Origin of the sequence: Pseudomonas sp. BIOMIG1BAC (assembly GCF_001705995.2) — a bacterium.
In the GTDB taxonomy this organism is placed as follows: Bacteria; Pseudomonadota; Gammaproteobacteria; order Pseudomonadales; family Pseudomonadaceae; genus Aquipseudomonas; species Aquipseudomonas sessilinigenes.
In genome coordinates this window covers 2,125,950-2,143,026 of record NZ_CP049045.1, presented here as the reverse complement: position 1 = coordinate 2,143,026, position 17,077 = coordinate 2,125,950, and the positions used below count along the sequence as shown (strand labels likewise).

At 60.3% G+C, this 17,077-nt stretch carries 17 protein-coding genes and 1 pseudogene; 3 read left to right on the top strand and 15 right to left on the bottom strand.

The window, feature by feature from the left end; all coding sequences use genetic code 11:
• Window positions 1-13: 13 nt before the first annotated feature.
• The 4 genes and pseudogenes from ATY02_RS36535 to ATY02_RS10055 all read right to left on the bottom strand — a co-directional run bounded on the left by ATY02_RS36535 (window position 14) and on the right by ATY02_RS10055 (window position 3,285).
• Complete coding sequence (locus ATY02_RS36535; RefSeq protein ID WP_416220676.1) at window positions 14-877, bottom strand: methyl-accepting chemotaxis protein; 864 nt, start codon at window positions 875-877, stop codon at window positions 14-16.
• Window positions 869-1,639, bottom strand: a pseudogene (locus ATY02_RS36530) (MCP four helix bundle domain-containing protein); the annotation flags it as partial. The pseudogene ATY02_RS36530 and the gene ATY02_RS36535, both read right to left, overlap by 9 nt.
• A 139-nt stretch (window positions 1,640-1,778) precedes the next feature.
• Entirely contained in the window at window positions 1,779-2,243 is a 465-nt protein-coding gene (locus ATY02_RS10060) for a DUF3859 domain-containing protein (protein ID WP_068587980.1), read from the bottom strand.
• Between the two features lie 79 nt (window positions 2,244-2,322).
• Window positions 2,323-3,285, bottom strand: a complete 963-nt coding sequence (locus ATY02_RS10055; RefSeq protein WP_068595557.1) for an amidohydrolase family protein — start codon at window positions 3,283-3,285, stop codon at window positions 2,323-2,325.
• Between the two features lie 194 nt (window positions 3,286-3,479).
• On the opposite strand from ATY02_RS10055, the gene ATY02_RS10050 reads away from it, so the two are divergent.
• Both ATY02_RS10050 and ATY02_RS10045 read left to right on the top strand, forming a co-directional pair.
• Entirely contained in the window at window positions 3,480-3,896 is a 417-nt protein-coding gene (locus tag ATY02_RS10050; protein WP_068587900.1) for an OsmC family protein, read from the top strand.
• Between the two features lie 61 nt (window positions 3,897-3,957).
• Entirely contained in the window at window positions 3,958-4,830 is an 873-nt protein-coding gene (locus ATY02_RS10045; RefSeq protein WP_068587902.1) for a pirin family protein, read from the top strand.
• Window positions 4,831-4,875: 45 nt separating this feature from the next.
• On the opposite strand, the gene ATY02_RS10040 is transcribed toward ATY02_RS10045, so the two are convergent.
• The 4 genes from ATY02_RS10040 to ATY02_RS10025 form a co-directional block, all read right to left on the bottom strand.
• Window positions 4,876-5,604: a dienelactone hydrolase family protein gene (locus ATY02_RS10040; protein ID WP_068587904.1), complete on the bottom strand. Its 729-nt coding sequence runs from the start codon at window positions 5,602-5,604 to the stop codon at window positions 4,876-4,878.
• Window positions 5,605-5,678: 74 nt separating this feature from the next.
• Window positions 5,679-7,583, bottom strand: coding sequence for a molecular chaperone HtpG (gene htpG, locus ATY02_RS10035; protein ID WP_068587936.1), 1,905 nt, complete (start codon window positions 7,581-7,583; stop codon window positions 5,679-5,681).
• Window positions 7,584-7,672: 89 nt separating this feature from the next.
• Window positions 7,673-8,125 carry a PaaI family thioesterase gene (locus ATY02_RS10030; RefSeq protein ID WP_068587906.1) on the bottom strand — a complete coding sequence of 151 codons (453 nt, stop codon included), beginning with the start codon at window positions 8,123-8,125 and terminating at the stop codon, window positions 7,673-7,675.
• The gene (locus ATY02_RS10025) at window positions 8,122-8,598 is read right to left on the bottom strand and encodes a PaaI family thioesterase (protein WP_068587908.1); all 477 of its coding nucleotides are present in this window, start codon (window positions 8,596-8,598) and stop codon (window positions 8,122-8,124) included. Before ATY02_RS10025 ends, ATY02_RS10030 begins: the two co-directional genes overlap by 4 nt.
• A gap of 158 nt (window positions 8,599-8,756) precedes the next feature.
• Here ATY02_RS10025 and ATY02_RS10020 point away from each other — a divergent pair, with 158 nt between their 5' ends.
• Window positions 8,757-9,008, top strand: coding sequence for a hypothetical protein (locus tag ATY02_RS10020; RefSeq protein ID WP_068587938.1), 252 nt, complete (start codon window positions 8,757-8,759; stop codon window positions 9,006-9,008).
• Between the two features lie 66 nt (window positions 9,009-9,074).
• Here ATY02_RS10020 and ATY02_RS10015 read toward each other — a convergent pair whose 3' ends face one another.
• The 7 genes from ATY02_RS10015 to odhB form a co-directional block, all read right to left on the bottom strand.
• Window positions 9,075-9,476 (bottom strand): MAPEG family protein, encoded by a 402-nt coding sequence (locus tag ATY02_RS10015; RefSeq protein ID WP_068587910.1) that lies wholly within the window; start codon window positions 9,474-9,476, stop codon window positions 9,075-9,077.
• Complete coding sequence (locus ATY02_RS10010) at window positions 9,473-10,213, bottom strand: DUF599 domain-containing protein (protein ID WP_068587912.1); 741 nt, start codon at window positions 10,211-10,213, stop codon at window positions 9,473-9,475. The genes ATY02_RS10015 and ATY02_RS10010 overlap by 4 nt, the downstream gene beginning before the upstream one ends.
• A gap of 166 nt (window positions 10,214-10,379) precedes the next feature.
• On the bottom strand, window positions 10,380-11,693 hold the full coding sequence (gene brnQ, locus ATY02_RS10005; RefSeq protein ID WP_068587914.1) for a branched-chain amino acid transport system II carrier protein: 1,314 nt from the start codon (window positions 11,691-11,693) through the stop codon (window positions 10,380-10,382).
• A 351-nt stretch (window positions 11,694-12,044) separates the two neighbouring features.
• Entirely contained in the window at window positions 12,045-12,926 is an 882-nt protein-coding gene (gene sucD, locus ATY02_RS10000) for a succinate--CoA ligase subunit alpha (RefSeq protein WP_068587916.1), read from the bottom strand.
• A complete protein-coding gene (gene sucC / locus ATY02_RS09995) occupies window positions 12,926-14,092 on the bottom strand; it encodes an ADP-forming succinate--CoA ligase subunit beta (RefSeq protein WP_068587918.1) in 1,167 nt (388 codons plus the stop codon). Before sucC ends, sucD begins: the two co-directional genes overlap by 1 nt.
• 227 nt (window positions 14,093-14,319) lie before the next feature.
• Window positions 14,320-15,756: a dihydrolipoyl dehydrogenase gene (gene lpdA, locus ATY02_RS09990; RefSeq protein WP_068587920.1), complete on the bottom strand. Its 1,437-nt coding sequence runs from the start codon at window positions 15,754-15,756 to the stop codon at window positions 14,320-14,322.
• Between the two features lie 101 nt (window positions 15,757-15,857).
• Window positions 15,858-17,075 carry a 2-oxoglutarate dehydrogenase complex dihydrolipoyllysine-residue succinyltransferase gene (odhB, locus tag ATY02_RS09985; RefSeq protein ID WP_068587921.1) on the bottom strand — a complete coding sequence of 406 codons (1,218 nt, stop codon included), beginning with the start codon at window positions 17,073-17,075 and terminating at the stop codon, window positions 15,858-15,860.
• Between the last annotated feature and the right edge of the window lie 2 nt (window positions 17,076-17,077).

Sequence of the window (17,077 nt, the reverse complement as noted above, 5' to 3'; positions counted from 1 at the left end):
TATTGCCCGCGATTCACACCGAGAAACGCGCCACCATGGTGTTCAAGTCCACGGCCAGGCGCGACAACTCCTGGCTGGCGGCGCTGGTCTGGTTGGCTCCCGCCGAAGTCTGGTGGGCCAGGTCGCGGATGTTCATCAGGTTGCGGTCCACTTCCCGTGCCACTGCCGCCTGTTGCTCCGAGGCACTGGCAATGACGACATTGCGCTCGTTGATCTCGGTGAAGGCCGAGGCAATCTCCTCCAGGGCCTGGCCGGCGGCCTTGGCCACCTCGAGGGTCGAACGGGCACGGTTATTACTCTGCTGCATGGAGCTGACCGCCTGATCGGTGCCCTGCTGGATCCCGCCGATCATCTGTTCGATTTCCTGGGTCGACTGCTGGGTCCGATGGGCCAAGGCTCGCACTTCATCGGCTACCACCGCGAAACCGCGCCCGGCATCCCCGGCCCGGGCCGCCTCGATGGCCGCGTTCAAGGCCAGGAGGTTGGTCTGCTCGGCAATGGAGCGGATCACCTCCAGCACCTTGCTGATGCCATAGACCTTCTGCGCCAGGTCCTCCACCTGAGTGGCATTGGACGTCACATCCTGTGCCAGTGACTCGATGGAAAGCACCGTCTGCTGCACCTGCTCGCGACCATGCTGGGCGATCCGGTCGGACTCCCGGGAGGCCTGGGACGTGGCCACGGCATTGCTGGCTACTTCCTCCACTGCCGCGGTCATCTGGTTGACGGCCGTGGCCGCCTGCTCGATTTCCAGGCTCTGTTGATGCAAGCCCCGGGTCGCATCCTCGGTGACACAACTGAGTTCTTCCGATGCCGACGCCAACTGGCTGGAGGAGTCGGAAATCCGCTTGATGGTTTCCCGCAGGCTGCTCTGCATCGCCTTGAGTGCGTGCAGCAGGCGCGCCGGCTCATCCTTGCCAATCACCTTGATATCACCGGTCAAGTCGCCACCGGCGACGACCTCAGCCACGTTCAGCGACTGCGCCAGCGGCAGGACGATACTACGGGTCAATAACAGCGCCAGGCTGATGGTCACCAGCGCGGCCAGCACGATCATCACCACCACCCAGATCCGCGACTTGCTGAACACTGCCTGGGCCAGGTCGGTGGCCTGGGTGGCACTCTGCTTGTTCAGTTCGACCAGTTCATGCAGGGTTGCAGCCATTTCATCGGCCAACTGGTTCATCTCGCCATTGACCACCTTGACCGCATCCTCCACCTGATTCTGGCTGGAGAATGCCATGACCTGGGACTGACGCTGCAGGTACTGTTTCTCTATGGACTTGAAGCGGTCGAACAGGGCACGCTCCTGGGGCAGCACGATCAGGGACTCATAGCGCCCCTGGGCAACCCCCAGGCCACTCTTGATGTCGTTGATCTTGGTTTCGTTCTGGGCGATGGCCTGCGGATCGCGATTGATCAGCAAGCGCAGGGTCAGGGCGCGGATGCGCAAGAGATCCTGATTCATATCGCCGACGGACATGACACTGGGCAGCCAATTGCTCTCCACTTCATCGGACTGCTGGCGCATGTTGGCCATTTGCATCAGGGCGAATGCCCCGAGGATAAACACCATGAGCGCCAGCAAACCAAAACCCAGGCTTGCGCGAGGCGCAATATTGAGACTTCTGAGACTCATTCCTCTGGCTCCTTCCTAGAGCGCTGCAAGACCTTGCAGCAGGGTGCTCTTAGACGGTATCGGGCCGGAAGGATTTTGCGTAAGACGAAAAGGTGATATCAAAACGCCCAAGCACTTCGATACCTGGGCGTAAAACGATTCAGCGCACCGAAAACCGCTGTTCTGCGAGCAAACGGTCGCCCTGGAACACCATAAAGTGCCATTCGCCAGGAACGACTTCATGGCTTTGCGTGAACTCGTAGGCCATCACATCCTGGGGCGCGTTGGGCACCAGCTTCTGGGTGACCTCCAGTTTGTCATGGCGCACCCCATCGGGAGTACGGATGCCTGGAGTCAGGTATAGCAGGGTCAGGGGCTGCCCCTCGGCGGCTTTTCCCTGCAATTGGTAGCGCATGCCGAACTTGGTGCCCAACCTCGCCGGAACCACTGCAGTCTGCTGGATCTTCTCGTTGCTGCGACGCAGCACCCGCTCCCCCGATTGCAGCTCGGCCTTGGGGCCTTCGAACACGCCGTATTCCACGGGTCCTTCAATGCGGACTTCGGCACTGGCCAGGCCACTGAAAACCATCAGCGCTGCCAGAACGCTTGAACGAGTGAGATGCATACCGCGCTCCTTGATTGAGATGGCGCGAGCTTATGAAGAAGGCATGACAGGCTAATGACAATCCGCCCGAGGAGCCGCCTTAGCGAGAGTCCGGCAGGATCGCCAGGAAGTTGTCACGGGCCACCTTGCGCGCCACCTCCACCGGCAAGGCATCGAGAAAGCCATCAAAGCTTCGGAGCTCCTGCCCCAGCTTGTCGAAGCGACCGACCCCATCCGACCCCAGCATGAAGCGCTCGGGGAAGCGCTGCACCAGTTGTAGCCACTCCTGGCTCGGCATGCCCTGCTCATCCATCAGATACGGCGTGAGCAAGCTCCAGGACAGGTCGATGTAGAGATTGGGATAGGCCTGCAACAAACGCTCCAGGGTTGGCAGCAGGAACGCCAGGCGCTCCTGATGGCGATGGATCTCGGCGCTGGTACCAGCGTGGGCCCAGATGAAGCGCGTCTGCGGATGCTCGCTGAGCGGCTCTTCGATTTCTGCGAGATACAAGGGATTGCGCTCACGCTTGGAGGTGATGTTGGAGTGCAACATCACGGGCAGGTCACGCTCTTCGGCCAGGCGGTAGACCTTGGCCATCGCTTCGTTATTGGCCCGCGGCGTGTCGTCATCGATCAGTGCGGTGAGGTCATCGTGGCGGGTAAAGACCTCACCGATGCCCTGCCACAACCCCGGATCGAGATCGAGCATGCGCTGGATATGGGCCGCGGAATTCTTGTCGTTGGGATTGAACCCCGACAGGAACGGGTGCAGGCGCCGCCGTTGTTCGACCGGCAACTGCTTCACCGCCGCAGCCACCAGCACATCGGTGGCGCTGTACCAATAGGCACCGGCGTCGTCTCCTGCGTAGTAGCGTGGACGCTTGGGTTCGTCCTCGTGCCATTTCTTGGCTACCGGAATCCCCGAGATCATTGCCTGCTCGATACGGTTGTCGGCCATGGCCTTGAGCAGCGCTTGCATCCCTTGGGTTTCCTGGAAAAAGTCCACGTAGTGCAGGTGCGCATCGCTGTAGGCGTAGTCCCGTGCCTGGGCCGCCAGGGGCATCAGGGCCCAGGCCCACAATGTGCCAACGTAGAAAAGTCTCCAGTGCACTGAACGGTCTCCTGGGGTGTCGAGGCAGGGTAGACCGTGGCGCCAGTTCGCAGGTTCAGAAAAAGGGGAACGTGAGGCTTGTGCGATGCTCTATAACTTCAGCACCTTTAACACCCGATTCCATCAACCACTGCCTGAGGTTTGCCATGACTATCACCGTCAATACCGAGTCCAGCGAAGGTTACCGCCACAGCATCCAGGTGGACGACCACCACTTCTTCACCGACCTGCCCAAGTCCGCAGGTGGCGAAGGCACCGCTCCCGAACCCCACGACTACTTCGATGCCGCCCTGGGTGCCTGCAAGGCCCTGACCCTCAAGCTTTATGCGCAGAAGAAGAACATCCCGCTCACCGGCGTCACGGTGGAGATCAAGCATGACAACAGCGAGGAGCCCAAGGGCAAGTACGCGCTGCACGTGAAGCTGACCCTCAAGGGCGTGCTCACCGATGCCCAGCGCGAGGAACTGCACCGGGTGGCCGACCGCTGCCCGATCCACAAGCTGATGACCACCAGCGAGGTGACCATCGAGACCCACCTCTCCGAAGGCGCCTTCAGCCAGTAGCGCGCGGCACGGGCAAGCGGGTTATGCTCCGGGGCATAACCCGATCAGCCTGGAGCCCGCCATGAATTCCCCCCTCGTGATCCGTCCCCGTGCCGAGGACGTCGAAGGCCAGCCCATCCTGCGCCCCCTGCCCTCGGCACAATGCCGCAGCGTCGGGCCTTTCGTATTCTTCGACCACATGCTCGAGACCGCCTACCCGGCGGGCAAGGGCATGAACATCCGCCAGCATCCGCATATCGGCCTGTCCACCCTCACCTACCTGTTTGCCGGGCAGATCCAGCACAAGGACAGCCTGGGCTCGGACCAGATCGTCCAGGCCGGGGACGTCAGCTGGATGACCGCGGGCAGCGCCATTGCCCACGTCGAACGTACTCCACCGGCGCAACTGACCCAAGACCGGCGGATGCATGGATTGCAGGTCTGGCTGGCTTCCCCCAGGGAACATGAACAGGGACCCGGGCACTACAGCCATCATCCGGCTGGCACCTTGCCAGTGAGCGACAACCTCGGGGTGAGCATCCGCATGATCGCGGGTAATGGTTTCTGCCTGGAGTCGCCAGTGCCGGTGCTCTCACCGACCCTGTATGCCGAACTGCACCTGCAGACCGCCACCAGCCTGCTGATACCGACCGAGCATCAACAACGGGCACTGTATGTGCTGGACGGCGAGGCACAGCTGGACGGCGAGCCACTGCCCGTGCATTCGCTGGTGGTATTGCCGGAGGGGGAAAACGCCACGCTGTTCGCCGAGAGCGATTGCCACGCGGTGCTGATCGGTGGCGCCCCACTGGACGGGCCACGGCGCATCAACTGGAACTTCGTCGCCAGCGATCCAGCCCTGATCGACGAAGCTCGCCAGCGCTGGGCGGCCGGGGACTGGCCACAGGTGCCAGGAGAAAGCGAGCGCATCGAACTGCCGCCCGCCCGCCACTGAACCCATCCCTGCGCAAGCCTGCCCGCTTGCGCGGGGATCGGGAAATCAGCCCTGGAACACCTCGTCGAACAGGTGGTGCATGGTGGCGAAGGCGCGGCCCGCGACCTTGGCGTCATACATCATCTTGCCGGGCACATTGGCGTGGGTGTCGGTAAACGAATGCACCGCGCCGCCATAGCTGACCAATTGCCAGTCCACCCCGGCCGCGTCCATCTCCGCCTCGAAGGCCGGCAATTGCTCCTTGGCCACGAACGGATCGGCCGCCCCATGCAGCACCAGCACCGCGCCCTTGATATGACGCGCGTCGGCGGGCTCGGGAGTATCCAGGGTGCCGTGGAAAGACACTGCCGCCTTCACCGGCGCGCCGCTACGGGCCAGCTCCAGGGCACAGCAGCCACCGAAGCAGAAACCGAAGGTCGCCAGCTTCGAGGTGTCGACCGCCGCCTCCCCTTGGGCCTGCAAGGCCGCGAACGAGGCCTGCATGCGCTTGCGCAGCAGCACCCGGTCATCCTTCAGCGGGGTCATCGCCGCCCCCGCTTCGTTGAAATCACGAGGCCTCAACGCCTGGCCATACAGGTCGGCGACCAGCACCACATAACCCTTGGCAGCGACAGCCTCGGCGATCTTCTCCGCGCCGGCGGTAACCCCCATCCAGTTCGGCGCCATCAGTAAGCCCGGGCGGGGCCCCTTGTGGGCGGCATCGAAGGCCAGGCGGCCCTCATAGGGTTGTCCATCGATCTGATACACCACGGAACGCACGGTGATTTGACTCATGACTCAGCTCCTCCAGCAAAGGGACACCAGAATGAAAAAACCCGCCGTTAGGGCGGGTTTTTCTTGCTACTTGATTAAACCGACAGCTCGACCAGGAGCTTGTTCAACCGGCGGACATATGCCGCTGGGTCTTTCAAGCTATCACCGGCTGCCAGGGCAGCCTGGTCGAAGAGGATGTGCGACAGGTCGCCAAAACGCTCCTCGCTCTGCTCGCCGTCGAGCTTCTCGATCAACGGATGGCTTGGGTTGAATTCGAAGATCGGCTTGGAGTCCGGCACCTTCTGCCCGCTGGCTTCGAGGATCTGGCGCATCTGCAGGCCCAGGTCCTGTTCACCGATGGCCAGGATCGCCGGCGAATCGGTCAGGCGGTGGGAAACCCGCACTTCGCTGACATTCTCGCCCAGGGCGGTCTTGATCCGCTCCACCAGGCCTTCCTTGCTCTTGGCGACTTCCTCGGCGGCCTTCTTGTCCTCTTCGGAGTCCAGGTTGCCCAGGTCCAGGTCACCACGTGCCACGTCGACAAAGCTCTTGCCGTCGAACTCGTTGAGGTAGCTCATCAGCCACTCGTCGATCCGGTCGGTGAGCAGCAGCACTTCGATGCCTTTCTTGCGGAAGACTTCCAGGTGCGGGCTGTTCTTGACCTGGGCGTAGGATTCGCCGGTGAGGAAGTAGATCTTGTCCTGGCCTTCCTTGGCACGCGCCAGGTATTCGGCCAGGGAAACGTTCTGCTCGCCGTCTTCGCCCTGGGTGGAAGCAAAGCGCAGCAGGCCGGCGATCTTCTCCTTGTTGGCGAAGTCCTCGGCCGGGCCTTCCTTCATTACCTGGCCGAAGTTCTTCCAGAAGCCCTTGTATTGCTCCGGCTCGTTCTTGGCCAGCTTCTCCAGCATGTCCAGCACGCGCTTGGTCAGCGCCGACTTCATCGAATCGATGATCGGGTCTTTCTGCAGGATTTCGCGGGAGACGTTCAGCGACAGGTCGTTGGAGTCCACCACGCCCTTGATGAAGCGCAGGTACAGCGGCAGGAAGGATTCGGCCTGGTCCATGACGAACACGCGCTGCACGTAGAGCTTGAGGCCCTTGGGCGCTTCACGCTGGTACAGGTCGAACGGCGCGCGGGCCGGTACGTACAGCAGCGAGCTGTATTCCAGCTTGCCTTCGACCTTGTTGTGGCTCCAGCTCAGCGGGTTCTCGAAGTCATGGGCGATGTGCTTGTAGAACTCCTGGTATTCCTCGTCCTTGATCTCGGTACGCGGACGGGTCCACAGGGCGCTGGCGCGGTTGACGGTTTCCCACTCCAGCGCCGGCTTCTCCTCGCCTTCGGCAGCTGCCGCTTCTTTAGGCAGTTCGATCGGCAAGGCGATATGGTCGGAGTACTTCTTGATGATGTTGCGCAGGCGCCAGCCGTCGGCGAACTCGTCTTCGCCGGACTTCAGGTGCAGGACGATACGGGTGCCGCGCTCGGCCTTGTCGATGGTGGCGACTTCGAACTCGCCTTCGCCCTTGGACGACCAATGCACGCCTTCGCTGGCGGCCAGGCCGGCACGACGGCTGAACACCTCGACCTGGTCGGCGACGATGAACGCGGAATAGAAACCGACACCGAACTGACCGATCAGGTGCGAGTCCTTCTTCTGGTCGCCGGTGAGGTTCTTCATGAAGTCGGCGGTGCCGGACTTGGCGATGGTACCCAGGTGGGTGATCACATCTTCACGGCTCATGCCGATGCCGTTGTCTTCGAGGGTGACGGTTTTAGCGTCCTTGTCGAAGCTCACACGGATTTTCAGTTCGGCGCCACCTTCCAGCAACTCGGGCTTGGACAGGGCTTCGAAACGCAATTTATCGACCGCATCGGAGGCGTTCGAGATCAATTCGCGAAGGAAGATTTCCTTGTTGGAATACAGCGAATGGATCATGAGGTGCAGCAGTTGCTTCACCTCGGTCTGGAAGCCCAGGGTTTCCTTTTGAGTTTCCACACTCATGGTCATCAAACTCCAATCAGATGGCTGTGGCCGCGCCCGAAGGCGGACGGCGGCGGGATGACATGAAAGTGGGGATCACTCGGCAGATTTCAAGGGCCGGGACTCTCCTGAATCTTGAAATGTGCCCGGGCAGTGGCAATCGGCTCATCAGCGGTACTCTGCCAGGCGGTGATGGCGACGTTGGCCACCCGCCGGCCTTGGCGACACACCTGGCAACGGGCAAAGGTGTCGCGAAAACGCCCGGCACTCAGGTAATCCAGGGAGAAATCGATGATCTTCGGCACCTCGCACGCCCCCGTGAAGATCAACAGATGCAGGGATGCCGCCAGCTCCATGAAGCCGGCGATCACTCCTCCGTGCAGTGCTGGCAGCAATGGATTGCCGATGTTGTCCTTGTTGGCCGGCAGGCGAAACAGCAGCTCATCACCCTGTCGCGAGCACTCGATGCCGATCAGCCCTGCATAGGGAACCCTTTGCAGCAGCGGGGCGTACTCACCCTGTCGATGGGCCTGCTCCAGCAATGCCTTGAAATCCTCGCTCATGCCGAATCTCCTTTTGCCGTGCCGGAGGAAACCGGGGCACCCTTGAGCCCCTTGCCCAAACGCATGAAGGTGCCCACCACGTGGGCTACCGGGTGCGCCGGGTCGTCCTGATAGGCAAAACCACGGGTAAAGATCACATCCTTGGTGACCCGATAACACTGGGCAAAACCATGCACATCCCGGTGAGGAATGGCTGGGTGCATATAATCTATGCGCAAGTCCAGGGTCGGACACACCTCGAACTCCGGCAGCACGCAGAGCGTGGCCATACCGCAGGCAGAGTCCATCAATGACGTCAGGGCCCCGCCATGAATGACACCGCTTTGCGAGTCGCCGACGATTTTGGGGCTGTAGGGCAAGGTCAGGGTAATCCCTTCCTCAGAGGCGTCATGAACGGTTATACCCAACACTTGGCAGTGGCGTAGCGCCAAGAGGAATCGCGTTGCACGCTCAAAAATCAGATTTTGCGCCATCACAGATATCTCTTGTTATTGTCAGAAATGTGCATTTAACAAAGCACGAAAAAGTTCCGTGACATCAATCCTTAATATATCTGTGGGGCCCAAGGAACTTAAAGCACAAGGCCATGATCGAAAGGCCAGTAGATATCTTCACTCAGGAGAAACACCCCATGCGTAAGACTTTAGCTATTGCCCTGATGCTGACCGCTTCCCTCGGTCTGGCTGCCTGCGACAAGAAATCCGAGGACAAAGCTCAAGATGCCAACCAACATGCTGAGCAAGCCCAACAGAAAATGAACGAAGCTCAGGATAAGGTGAACGACGCAGCCAAGGAAAACGCCGAAGCTGCCAAAGATCAGGCTGAATCCAACAAGGCTGCAGCCGAAGAAGCCGCTAAGGATGCCGCACCTAAAACCAACTAAATCGGTTTTAGCGCAACACACAATAAAGCCCGCCAAGTGCGGGCTTTATTTTTTCCGGCGTAACTTCTATGCCAACAACCAACGAAAAGTTGGACTAAGCATCAATAACAAAGAACATAACAGGCCCACTCCCCAGGCCAGGCTCCGCTGCCACGCCAGGTCGGCCAGATAACACCCCAGGTAAAGCACACGGGCAATCACGAAGATGATTGCCAGGGTATCGATCAGCCAACCCTGGGTCTGCGTGGTATGTGCCATCAACACCCCCACGGCGAACAGGATGAAGGCTTCGAAACTGTTCTGGTGGGCCGCCAGGGCCCGGGCACCACGCCCGCTCAACCGGGCCTGCTGCAGGCGCGGCAGGTGGTTGTCGTAGCCACCCTGCTCCTTCATGGCCTTGGCCACTGGCATCCGCGCAATGAAGATCAACAACGCGCTGATAAACACGCACCAGAACGTAATGGTCATCCGTTGCTCTCCTTGTTCGCCTCGGGCAAGGGCGCCTCTGTAGGGGTATAGACCATGACGTCCAGGACGTCGGAATGAAATTCGCGACGATAGAGCACCAGCACTACCCCGGTACTCATCAACATGAACAACCAGGGACTGACGAACCAGGCCAGCATGCTCATGCCGAAGTAATACGAGCGCAGGCCGAAGTTGAACTGGTTGGCCGCCATGGAGATCACCCGCGCAGCACGGGCGGCAAAGGCCTTGCGCTCCTGTTCGGACACATGCCGCTCGCCGATCATCGGCGCCGAACCCACCAGCACCGCGGCGAAGTTGTACTGGCGCATGCACCAACTGAAGGTGAAGAAGGCATAGACGAACACCAGGGCCAGGCATAGCAACTTGATTTCCGACATGCCCTGGGAAGCCTGCTGGACCATGGGGATATCCGCCAACAGCGAGACCGCGCGCTCCGATGCACCCAGTACGGTGATGATGCCGGCCAGGATGATCAGGGTGCTGGAGGCGAAGAACGAAGCATTGCGTTCCAGGTTACCGATCACGCTGGCATCGGCAATACGGTTGTCCCGCAGCAGCATGCGGCGCATCCAGTCTTCGCGATACAGGTGCAGGACACTGGCCAGGCAAGGCGTGTCGCGGCCTTTCCAGGTGGCATAGCGGGTATAGCCGCCCCAGCAGACGATGAACCATAGAGCGGCCAATAGGTGGATCTGGTTGGCTTGGATGAACGACATGCAAATTCCTGTGGGCATTGGCGAAAGCTGGGAGCACTGTTTCGACGCCTCACCGGGGAAAAAGACACCGTGCAAGGCCCATAAAAAATGCCCCGTATCGATGGATACGGGGCATTTTTATCAGCGCTGGCCGACCGCTCGTGACGGCCGGCGAACACAGGTCAAATCAAGCCAGGGCTTCGCTGGGCTTGCCCAACAGGCGATCGCAGACCACGGCCAGCGCCAGGATGATCACCGAAGGCACCAGCCAGGCCAGGCCCTGCTCGCTCAACGGCAGGTGGGACAGTTGGCTAGGAACGAGATCGGCAAACGCGGTGCCCTTGATTGCATCGATCAGGCCGAAGATGAACGAGACCAGCATCACCGGGCCGACGATGCGGCGTTGATCCTGCCAGAAGTCCTTGCAGAAGCTCAGGGCCACCAGAACGATGCATGGCGGATAGATAGCGGTCAGCACCGGGATCGAGAACGCGATCAGCTTGGTCAGGCCCAGGTTCGACACCACCAGCGAGAAGCCCGCGAGGATCACTACCAGGGTCTTGTAGGACAGCGGCAGGACCCGGCTGAAGTACTCGGCACAGGCGCAAGTCAGGCCTACGGCGGTCACCAGACACGCCAGGGAGATCAGTACCGCGAGGAAACCACTGCCCAGGGAGCCGAAGGTGTGCTGCACATAGGCATGCAACACGGCCGCACCGTTGGTCGCACCAACAGCTACTTCGTGGCTACCGGAGCCCAGGCGGAACAGGCTGACGTAGACCAGTGCCAGGCCGACACCGGCCACCAGGCCGGCGATCACCGCGTAACGGGTGATCAACCGTGGTGATTCGACGCCACGGGAGCGGATCGCGTTGACGATGACGATACCGAACACCAGGGCACCCAGGGTGTCCATGGTCAGGTAGCCATTGATGAAGCCTTGGGAGAACGGCGCCGCCACGTATTCCGGAGTGGCCTGGCCGATATCACCGGCTGGCAAGGCGAATGCCGCGATCCCCAGGACCGCCAGGGCGATGATCTTCAGTGGCGCCAGGAAGCGGCCAACGGTGTCCAGCAGACGGCCCGGGTACAAGGAGATGAAAAACACCAACAGGAAGTAGACCGTGCTATAGAGCGCCAGCGCCAGGGGGCTTTCGCCGGTCAGCGGCGCCAGGCCCACTTCGAAGGATACGGTGGCCGTGCGTGGAGTGGCGAACAACGGGCCCACTGCCAGGTAGCTCACTGCAGCCAACAGGCCGCCGGCGACCTTGCCGATGGGGCTGCTCAGGGAGTCCATGGCGCCGCCGACCTTGGCCAGGGCGACCACGGTGATCACCGGCAGGCCGACTGCGGTGATCAGAAAACCCAACGCCGCCATCCAGACATGGGGTCCGGACTGCAAGCCGACGATAGGCGGGAAGATAATGTTGCCTGCTCCAACGAACAGGGCAAAAGTCATAAAGCCGAGCGCCAGAATGTCCTGGCCTTTCAACACTTTCATTAAGGAAATACCACACTACTGAATCGGAATTTAGAGAGGGATTTCCCTTATGGGTGAGGGAAATGCTGTCAGTCCGTATAAGACTGACCCGTTTAGCGTGCCGCGGCCTTGTGGGTCGCAGACACATCAAAGAGGCGGCTAGCGTAACGAATCTGTAAGACGAACGCATCGGCGTGGGGTAAATTTTCTGATATGCGACATCGCAATGTCGCTTTTTTGAAACTATATTTCCGCGGGTATTAATCCCCTTTCTCTCTTTGCCCCGTCCCAGACCCTTTTCAGGAACTCGGAACGCACAAAGGCCACCCGAAGGTGGCCTTTGTCAGCAGAGCTACAAGTTAAGCGCGAGGCTTACTTGACCGCCCAGCCAGTCAGCTCGGCCAGGGCCTTGCCGATGTCTGCCAGCGAACGCACGGTTTTCACGCCTGCGTCTTGCAGAGCAGCGAATTTCTCGTCTGCAGTGCCTTTGCCGCCGGAGATGATTGCACCTGCGTGGCCCATGCGCTTGCCCGGAGGAGCAGTCACACCAGCGATGTAGGAAACAACCGGCTTGGTCACGTGAGCCTTGATGTAGGCAGCCGCTTCTTCTTCAGCCGAACCGCCGATCTCACCGATCATCACGATCGCTTCGGTCTTCGGGTCTTCCTGGAACAGCTTCAGGATGTCGATGAAGTTGGAGCCTGGGATCGGGTCACCACCGATGCCGACGCAGGTGGACTGGCCGAAACCGGCGTCAGTGGTCTGCTTGACGGCTTCATAGGTCAGGGTGCCGGAACGGGAAACGATACCGACCTTGCCTGGCAAGTGAATGTGACCTGGCATGATGCCGATCTTGCATTCGCCCGGAGTGATCACGCCTGGGCAGTTAGGGCCGATCAGGGTCACGCCCAGCTCGTCGCACTTAACTTTAGCGTCCAGCATGTCCAGGGTAGGAATGCCTTCGGTGATGCAGACGATCAGCTTGATGCCGCCGAAGGCTGCTTCCAGGATCGAGTCCTTGCAGAAAGGAGCTGGAACGTAGATGACGCTGGCGGTGGCGCCAGTGGCGGCTACAGCATCTTTCACGGTGTTGAACACTGGCAGGCCCAGGTGCTCGGTACCGCCTTTGCCCGGAGTTACGCCACCCACCATCTGGGTGCCGTATTCGATGGCTTGCTGGGTGTGGAAGCTACCCTGCGAACCGGTGATACCTTGGCAGATAACCTTGGTGTCTTTATTGATCAGGACGCTCATTATTTGCCCTCCGCAGCTTTGACAACTTGTTGAGCAGCGTCGGTCAGGCTGGTAGCAGCGATGATGTTCAAGCCGCTTTCTGCCAGTACTTTAGCGCCCAGTTCAGCGTTGTTGCCTTCAAGGCGAACAACAACCGGGATTTTCACGCCGACTTCTTTCACGGCGCCGATGATGCCTTCGGCAATCATGTCGCAGCGAACGATGCCGCCGAAGATGTTGACCAGTACTGCTGCGACGTTGGCGTCGGACAGGATGATCTTGAAGGCTTCGGTCACGCGCTCTTTGGTAGCACCACCACCTACGTCGAGGAAGTTGGCTGGCTTACCGCCGTGCAGGTTGACGATGTCCATGGTACCCATGGCCAGACCAGCACCGTTGACCATGCAACCGATGTTGCCGTCCAGGGCCACGTAGTTCAGTTCGAACTTGGCAGCGTGGGCTTCGCGTGGATCGTCCTGGGACGGATCGTGGAAGGTCTTCAGCTTAGGCTGACGGTACATGGCGTTGGCGTCGATGTTGATCTTCGCGTCCAGGCAGTGCAGATCGCCGTCGGCCTTGATGACCAGTGGGTTCACTTCCAGCAGAGCCAGGTCGTGATCCTGGAACAGTTTGGCCAGACCTACGAAGATCTTGGCGAACTGGGCAACTTGCTTGCCTTCCAGACCCAGTTGGAATGCCAGCTCGCGACCCTGGAATGGCTGAGCGCCGACCAGTGGATCGATAGTGGCCTTGAGAATTTTTTCTGGAGTGTCGTGAGCGATTTTCTCGATGTCCACGCCACCTTCGGTGGAAGCCATGAACACGATGCGACGGCTCGAACGGTCAACGACAGCGCCCAGGTACAGCTCTTTAGCGATATCAGTGCACGATTCAACCAGGATTTTGGTGACAGGCTGGCCATTGGCGTCAGTCTGATAAGTCACCAGACGCTTGCCCAGCCACTGCTGTGCGAATGCCTTAGCGTCTTCTTTGCTGCGAACCAGCTTGACGCCGCCCGCTTTACCGCGACCACCGGCGTGAACCTGGGCTTTGACAACCCACTCGGAGCCGCCAATCTTGTCGCAAGCTTCTGCTGCTTCTTCCGGGGTGTCTACCGCGTAGCCTTTGGATACTGGCAGGCCGTATTCAGCGAACAGCTGCTTACCCTGATACTCGTGAAGATTCATGCTTTTTACCGTCTTCGTTAGGTACTGCGCATTCGGCGCTGCACTCCAGGAGTGCCGCACCACCTGTGACCGCTACTCTCAAACCAGCGCCACACCTGGGTTCCGGAGCCTGGGCCCCGGTCCAGTGTGTGGCGCTACCCTGAGAGGTCGAGTCCAGCGGATATTCCGCGGTGAGTCTTGCGCACAAGGCTCACGACGGGCCAACCGCCGTGGTTTCTTATTATTGCTTAGCGTTTCTTGCGGTTGGCAATGTGGATGGCGCCGCCATTCACAGCCAGGGCTGCTTCGTGCAGGGCTTCGGACAGGGTCGGATGGGAGAAAACCATCATGCCCAGGTCTTCGGCGCTGGTGCCGAATTCCATGCCGATCGCACCTTGTTGAACCAGTTCCGCAGCGCTTGGGCCAATCACGTGGACGCCCAATACGCGATCTGTCTTGGCATCGGCGATGACCTTGACGAAACCGCCGGTATCGTTGGCTGCCATGGCACGGCCGCTGGCAGCGAACGGGAAGGTGCCGACGTTAACTTCTACGCCTTCAGCTTTCAAGGCCTGCTCGGTTTTACCAACCCATGCAATTTCCGGGTGAGTATAGATAACCGAAGGGATCAGGTCATAGTTCATCTGAGCCTTGTGGCCCTTGATGCGCTCGACAACCATGATGCCCTCTTCCGAGGCCTTGTGAGCCAGCATCATGCCGCGAACCACGTCACCAATGGCGTAGACGCCTGGGACGGTGGTGGCGCAATGATCGTCAACGTGCACGAAGCCGCGCTCGTCCAGGGTCACGCCGCAGTCGGCAGCCAACAGATCGGTGGTCACAGGACGGCGACCAACGGCTACGATCAGCTTGTCGAAGGTGATGGTCTGCTCACCGCTGGCATCGGTGTAGGTCACTACGACTTCTTCACCGTTGACCTTGGAGCCGGTCACGCGAGCACCCAGCTTGATATCCAGGCCCTGCTTGGTCAGGGTTTTCAGCGCTTCCTTGGAAACAGCGGTGTCGGCTGCCATCAGGAAGGTATCCAGCGCTTCCAGCACGGTCACTTGTGCGCCCAGGCGCGACCATACCGAACCCAGCTCCAGGCCGATGACGCCCGCGCCGATCACACCCAGGCGCTTTGGCACTGCCTGGAATTCCAGGGCGCCAGTGGAGTCCACGATCACGTTCTGGTCAACCGGGGCTGGTGGGATGTCGATTGGACGCGAACCTGGAGCCAGGATCACGTTTTCGGCTTCGATCACTTCCACCGAACCGTCAGGCTTGGTGACTTCGACTTTCTTGCCAGCCAGCAGCTTGCCGTGGCCCTGGATCGAAGTGACGCCGTTGGCCTTGAACAGGGTGGCAACACCGCTGGTCAGGCCTTTGACGATGTTGGCCTTGCGACCGACCATGGCCGGTACGTCCATGCTCACGCCGGAGTGGCTGATGCCGTGGATGGCAAAGCCATCCTGCGCTTCGTGGAACTTCCAGGAACTGTCCAGCAGTGCCTTGGAAGGAATGCAACCGACGTTCAGGCAAGTACCGCCGAGGGCCAGCTTGCCCTCCTTGTCGGTGTACTTCTCGATGCAGGCAGTCGTCAGGCCAAGCTGTGCGGCCTTGATTGCAGCTACATAGCCGCCAGGGCCCGCGCCAATCACTACCACGTCGAATTTCTGAGTCATAAAAGGTTCCTTTTAGCGGCAAGCTAGAAGCCGCAAGCCGCAAGTTCCAAACGTCACGCCCGAAGGCACGAAGTTCGTCGCTTGCAGCCTGCAGCTGCTTTTTAGATGTCCAGGAGCAGACGCGCTGGATCTTCCAGCAGGTTCTTGATGGTCACCAGGAACGTCACGGCTTCTTTACCGTCGATCAGGCGGTGGTCATAGGACAGCGCCAGGTACATCATCGGACGGATGACAACTTGGCCGTTGACCGCCATAGGACGCTGCAGAATGTTGTGCATGCCCAGGATGGCCGCTTGTGGCGGGTTGACGATCGGGGTGGACATCATCGAACCGAAGGTACCACCGTTAGTGATGGTGAAAGTACCGCCAGTCATCTCTTCCATCGACAGCTTGCCATCACGAGCCTTCTTGCCGAAGGTGGCGATGCCGCTTTCGATTTCAGCCAGGCTCATCAGCTCGGCGTTACGCAGAACCGGAACCACCAGGCCGCGATCGCTGGAAACGGCAACGCCGATGTCCGCGTAGCCGTGGTAGACGATGTCGGAACCGTCGATCGAAGCGTTGACCGCTGGGAAGCGCTTCAGGGCTTCGGTGGCAGCCTTGACGAAGAACGACATGAAGCCCAGGCGCACGCCGTTGTGGGACTTCTCGAACAGATCCTTGTACTTCGAACGCAGGGCCATGACTTCGGTCATGTCGACTTCGTTGAAGGTAGTCAGCATCGCCATGTTCGACTGGGCTTCGACCAGACGCTCGGCAACCTTGGCCCGCAGGCGGGTCATCGGTACGCGCTTCTCGACGCGATCGCCAGCAGCGAATACCGGAGCAGCAGCGGCTGGAGCCGGAGCCTTGGCCGGCGCAGCGGCTGGAGCGGCCTTCTTGGCAGCAACAGCGGCCACTACGTCTTCCTTGGTCACACGACCGCCTTTGCCAGTACCGGCAACGGAAGCGATGTTGATGCCGTTTTCTTCAGCCAGCTTGCGCGCGGCTGGAGCAGCGATCGGGTCGTCTTCGCCTTCAGCGGCAGCTGGGGCAGCAGCGGCAGCCGGAGCGGCAGCAGCTGGAGCGGCGGCAGCGGCGCCGCCTTCAACGATGGAGCCCAGGACTTCGTCGGACAGAACGGTGTCGCCTTCGTTCTTGACGATAGCGCCCAGCACACCGTCGGCGGTGGCCAGCACTTCCAGAACGACCTTGTCGGTCTCGATGTCGACGATCAGCTCGTCACGCTTGACGGCGTCGCCCGGTTGCTTGTGCCAGGTGGCAACGGTGCCATCGGCAACCGATTCCGGGAAAGTGGGGGCTTTGATCTCGATAGCCATTG

Bases quoted from the DNA above. Each gene is read 5' to 3' on its own strand.
- ATY02_RS10025 (WP_068587908.1), bottom strand. From the start codon at position 8,598: ATGGCGCAAAATCTGATTTTTGAGCGTGCAACGCGATTCCTCTTGGCG.
- ATY02_RS10010 (WP_068587912.1), bottom strand. From the start codon at position 10,213: ATGTCGTTCATCCAAGCCAACCAGATCCACCTATTGGCCGCTCTATGG.
- ATY02_RS10015 (WP_068587910.1), bottom strand. From the start codon at position 9,476: ATGACCATTACGTTCTGGTGCGTGTTTATCAGCGCGTTGTTGATCTTC.
- ATY02_RS10020 (WP_068587938.1), top strand. From the start codon at position 8,757: ATGCGTAAGACTTTAGCTATTGCCCTGATGCTGACCGCTTCCCTCGGT.
- ATY02_RS36535 (WP_416220676.1), bottom strand. From the start codon at position 877: ATGCAGAGCAGCCTGCGGGAAACCATCAAGCGGATTTCCGACTCCTCC.
- ATY02_RS10040 (WP_068587904.1), bottom strand. From the start codon at position 5,604: ATGAGTCAAATCACCGTGCGTTCCGTGGTGTATCAGATCGATGGACAA.
- ATY02_RS10045 (WP_068587902.1), top strand. From the start codon at position 3,958: ATGAATTCCCCCCTCGTGATCCGTCCCCGTGCCGAGGACGTCGAAGGC.
- ATY02_RS10050 (WP_068587900.1), top strand. From the start codon at position 3,480: ATGACTATCACCGTCAATACCGAGTCCAGCGAAGGTTACCGCCACAGC.
- ATY02_RS10055 (WP_068595557.1), bottom strand. From the start codon at position 3,285: ATGCCCCTGGCGGCCCAGGCACGGGACTACGCCTACAGCGATGCGCAC.
- lpdA (WP_068587920.1), bottom strand. From the start codon at position 15,756: ATGACTCAGAAATTCGACGTGGTAGTGATTGGCGCGGGCCCTGGCGGC.
- htpG (WP_068587936.1), bottom strand. From the start codon at position 7,583: ATGAGTGTGGAAACTCAAAAGGAAACCCTGGGCTTCCAGACCGAGGTG.
- sucC (WP_068587918.1), bottom strand. From the start codon at position 14,092: ATGAATCTTCACGAGTATCAGGGTAAGCAGCTGTTCGCTGAATACGGC.
- odhB (WP_068587921.1), bottom strand. From the start codon at position 17,075: ATGGCTATCGAGATCAAAGCCCCCACTTTCCCGGAATCGGTTGCCGAT.
- ATY02_RS10060 (WP_068587980.1), bottom strand. From the start codon at position 2,243: ATGCATCTCACTCGTTCAAGCGTTCTGGCAGCGCTGATGGTTTTCAGT.
- ATY02_RS10030 (WP_068587906.1), bottom strand. From the start codon at position 8,125: ATGAGCGAGGATTTCAAGGCATTGCTGGAGCAGGCCCATCGACAGGGT.
- sucD (WP_068587916.1), bottom strand. From the start codon at position 12,926: ATGAGCGTCCTGATCAATAAAGACACCAAGGTTATCTGCCAAGGTATC.
- brnQ (WP_068587914.1), bottom strand. From the start codon at position 11,693: ATGAAAGTGTTGAAAGGCCAGGACATTCTGGCGCTCGGCTTTATGACT.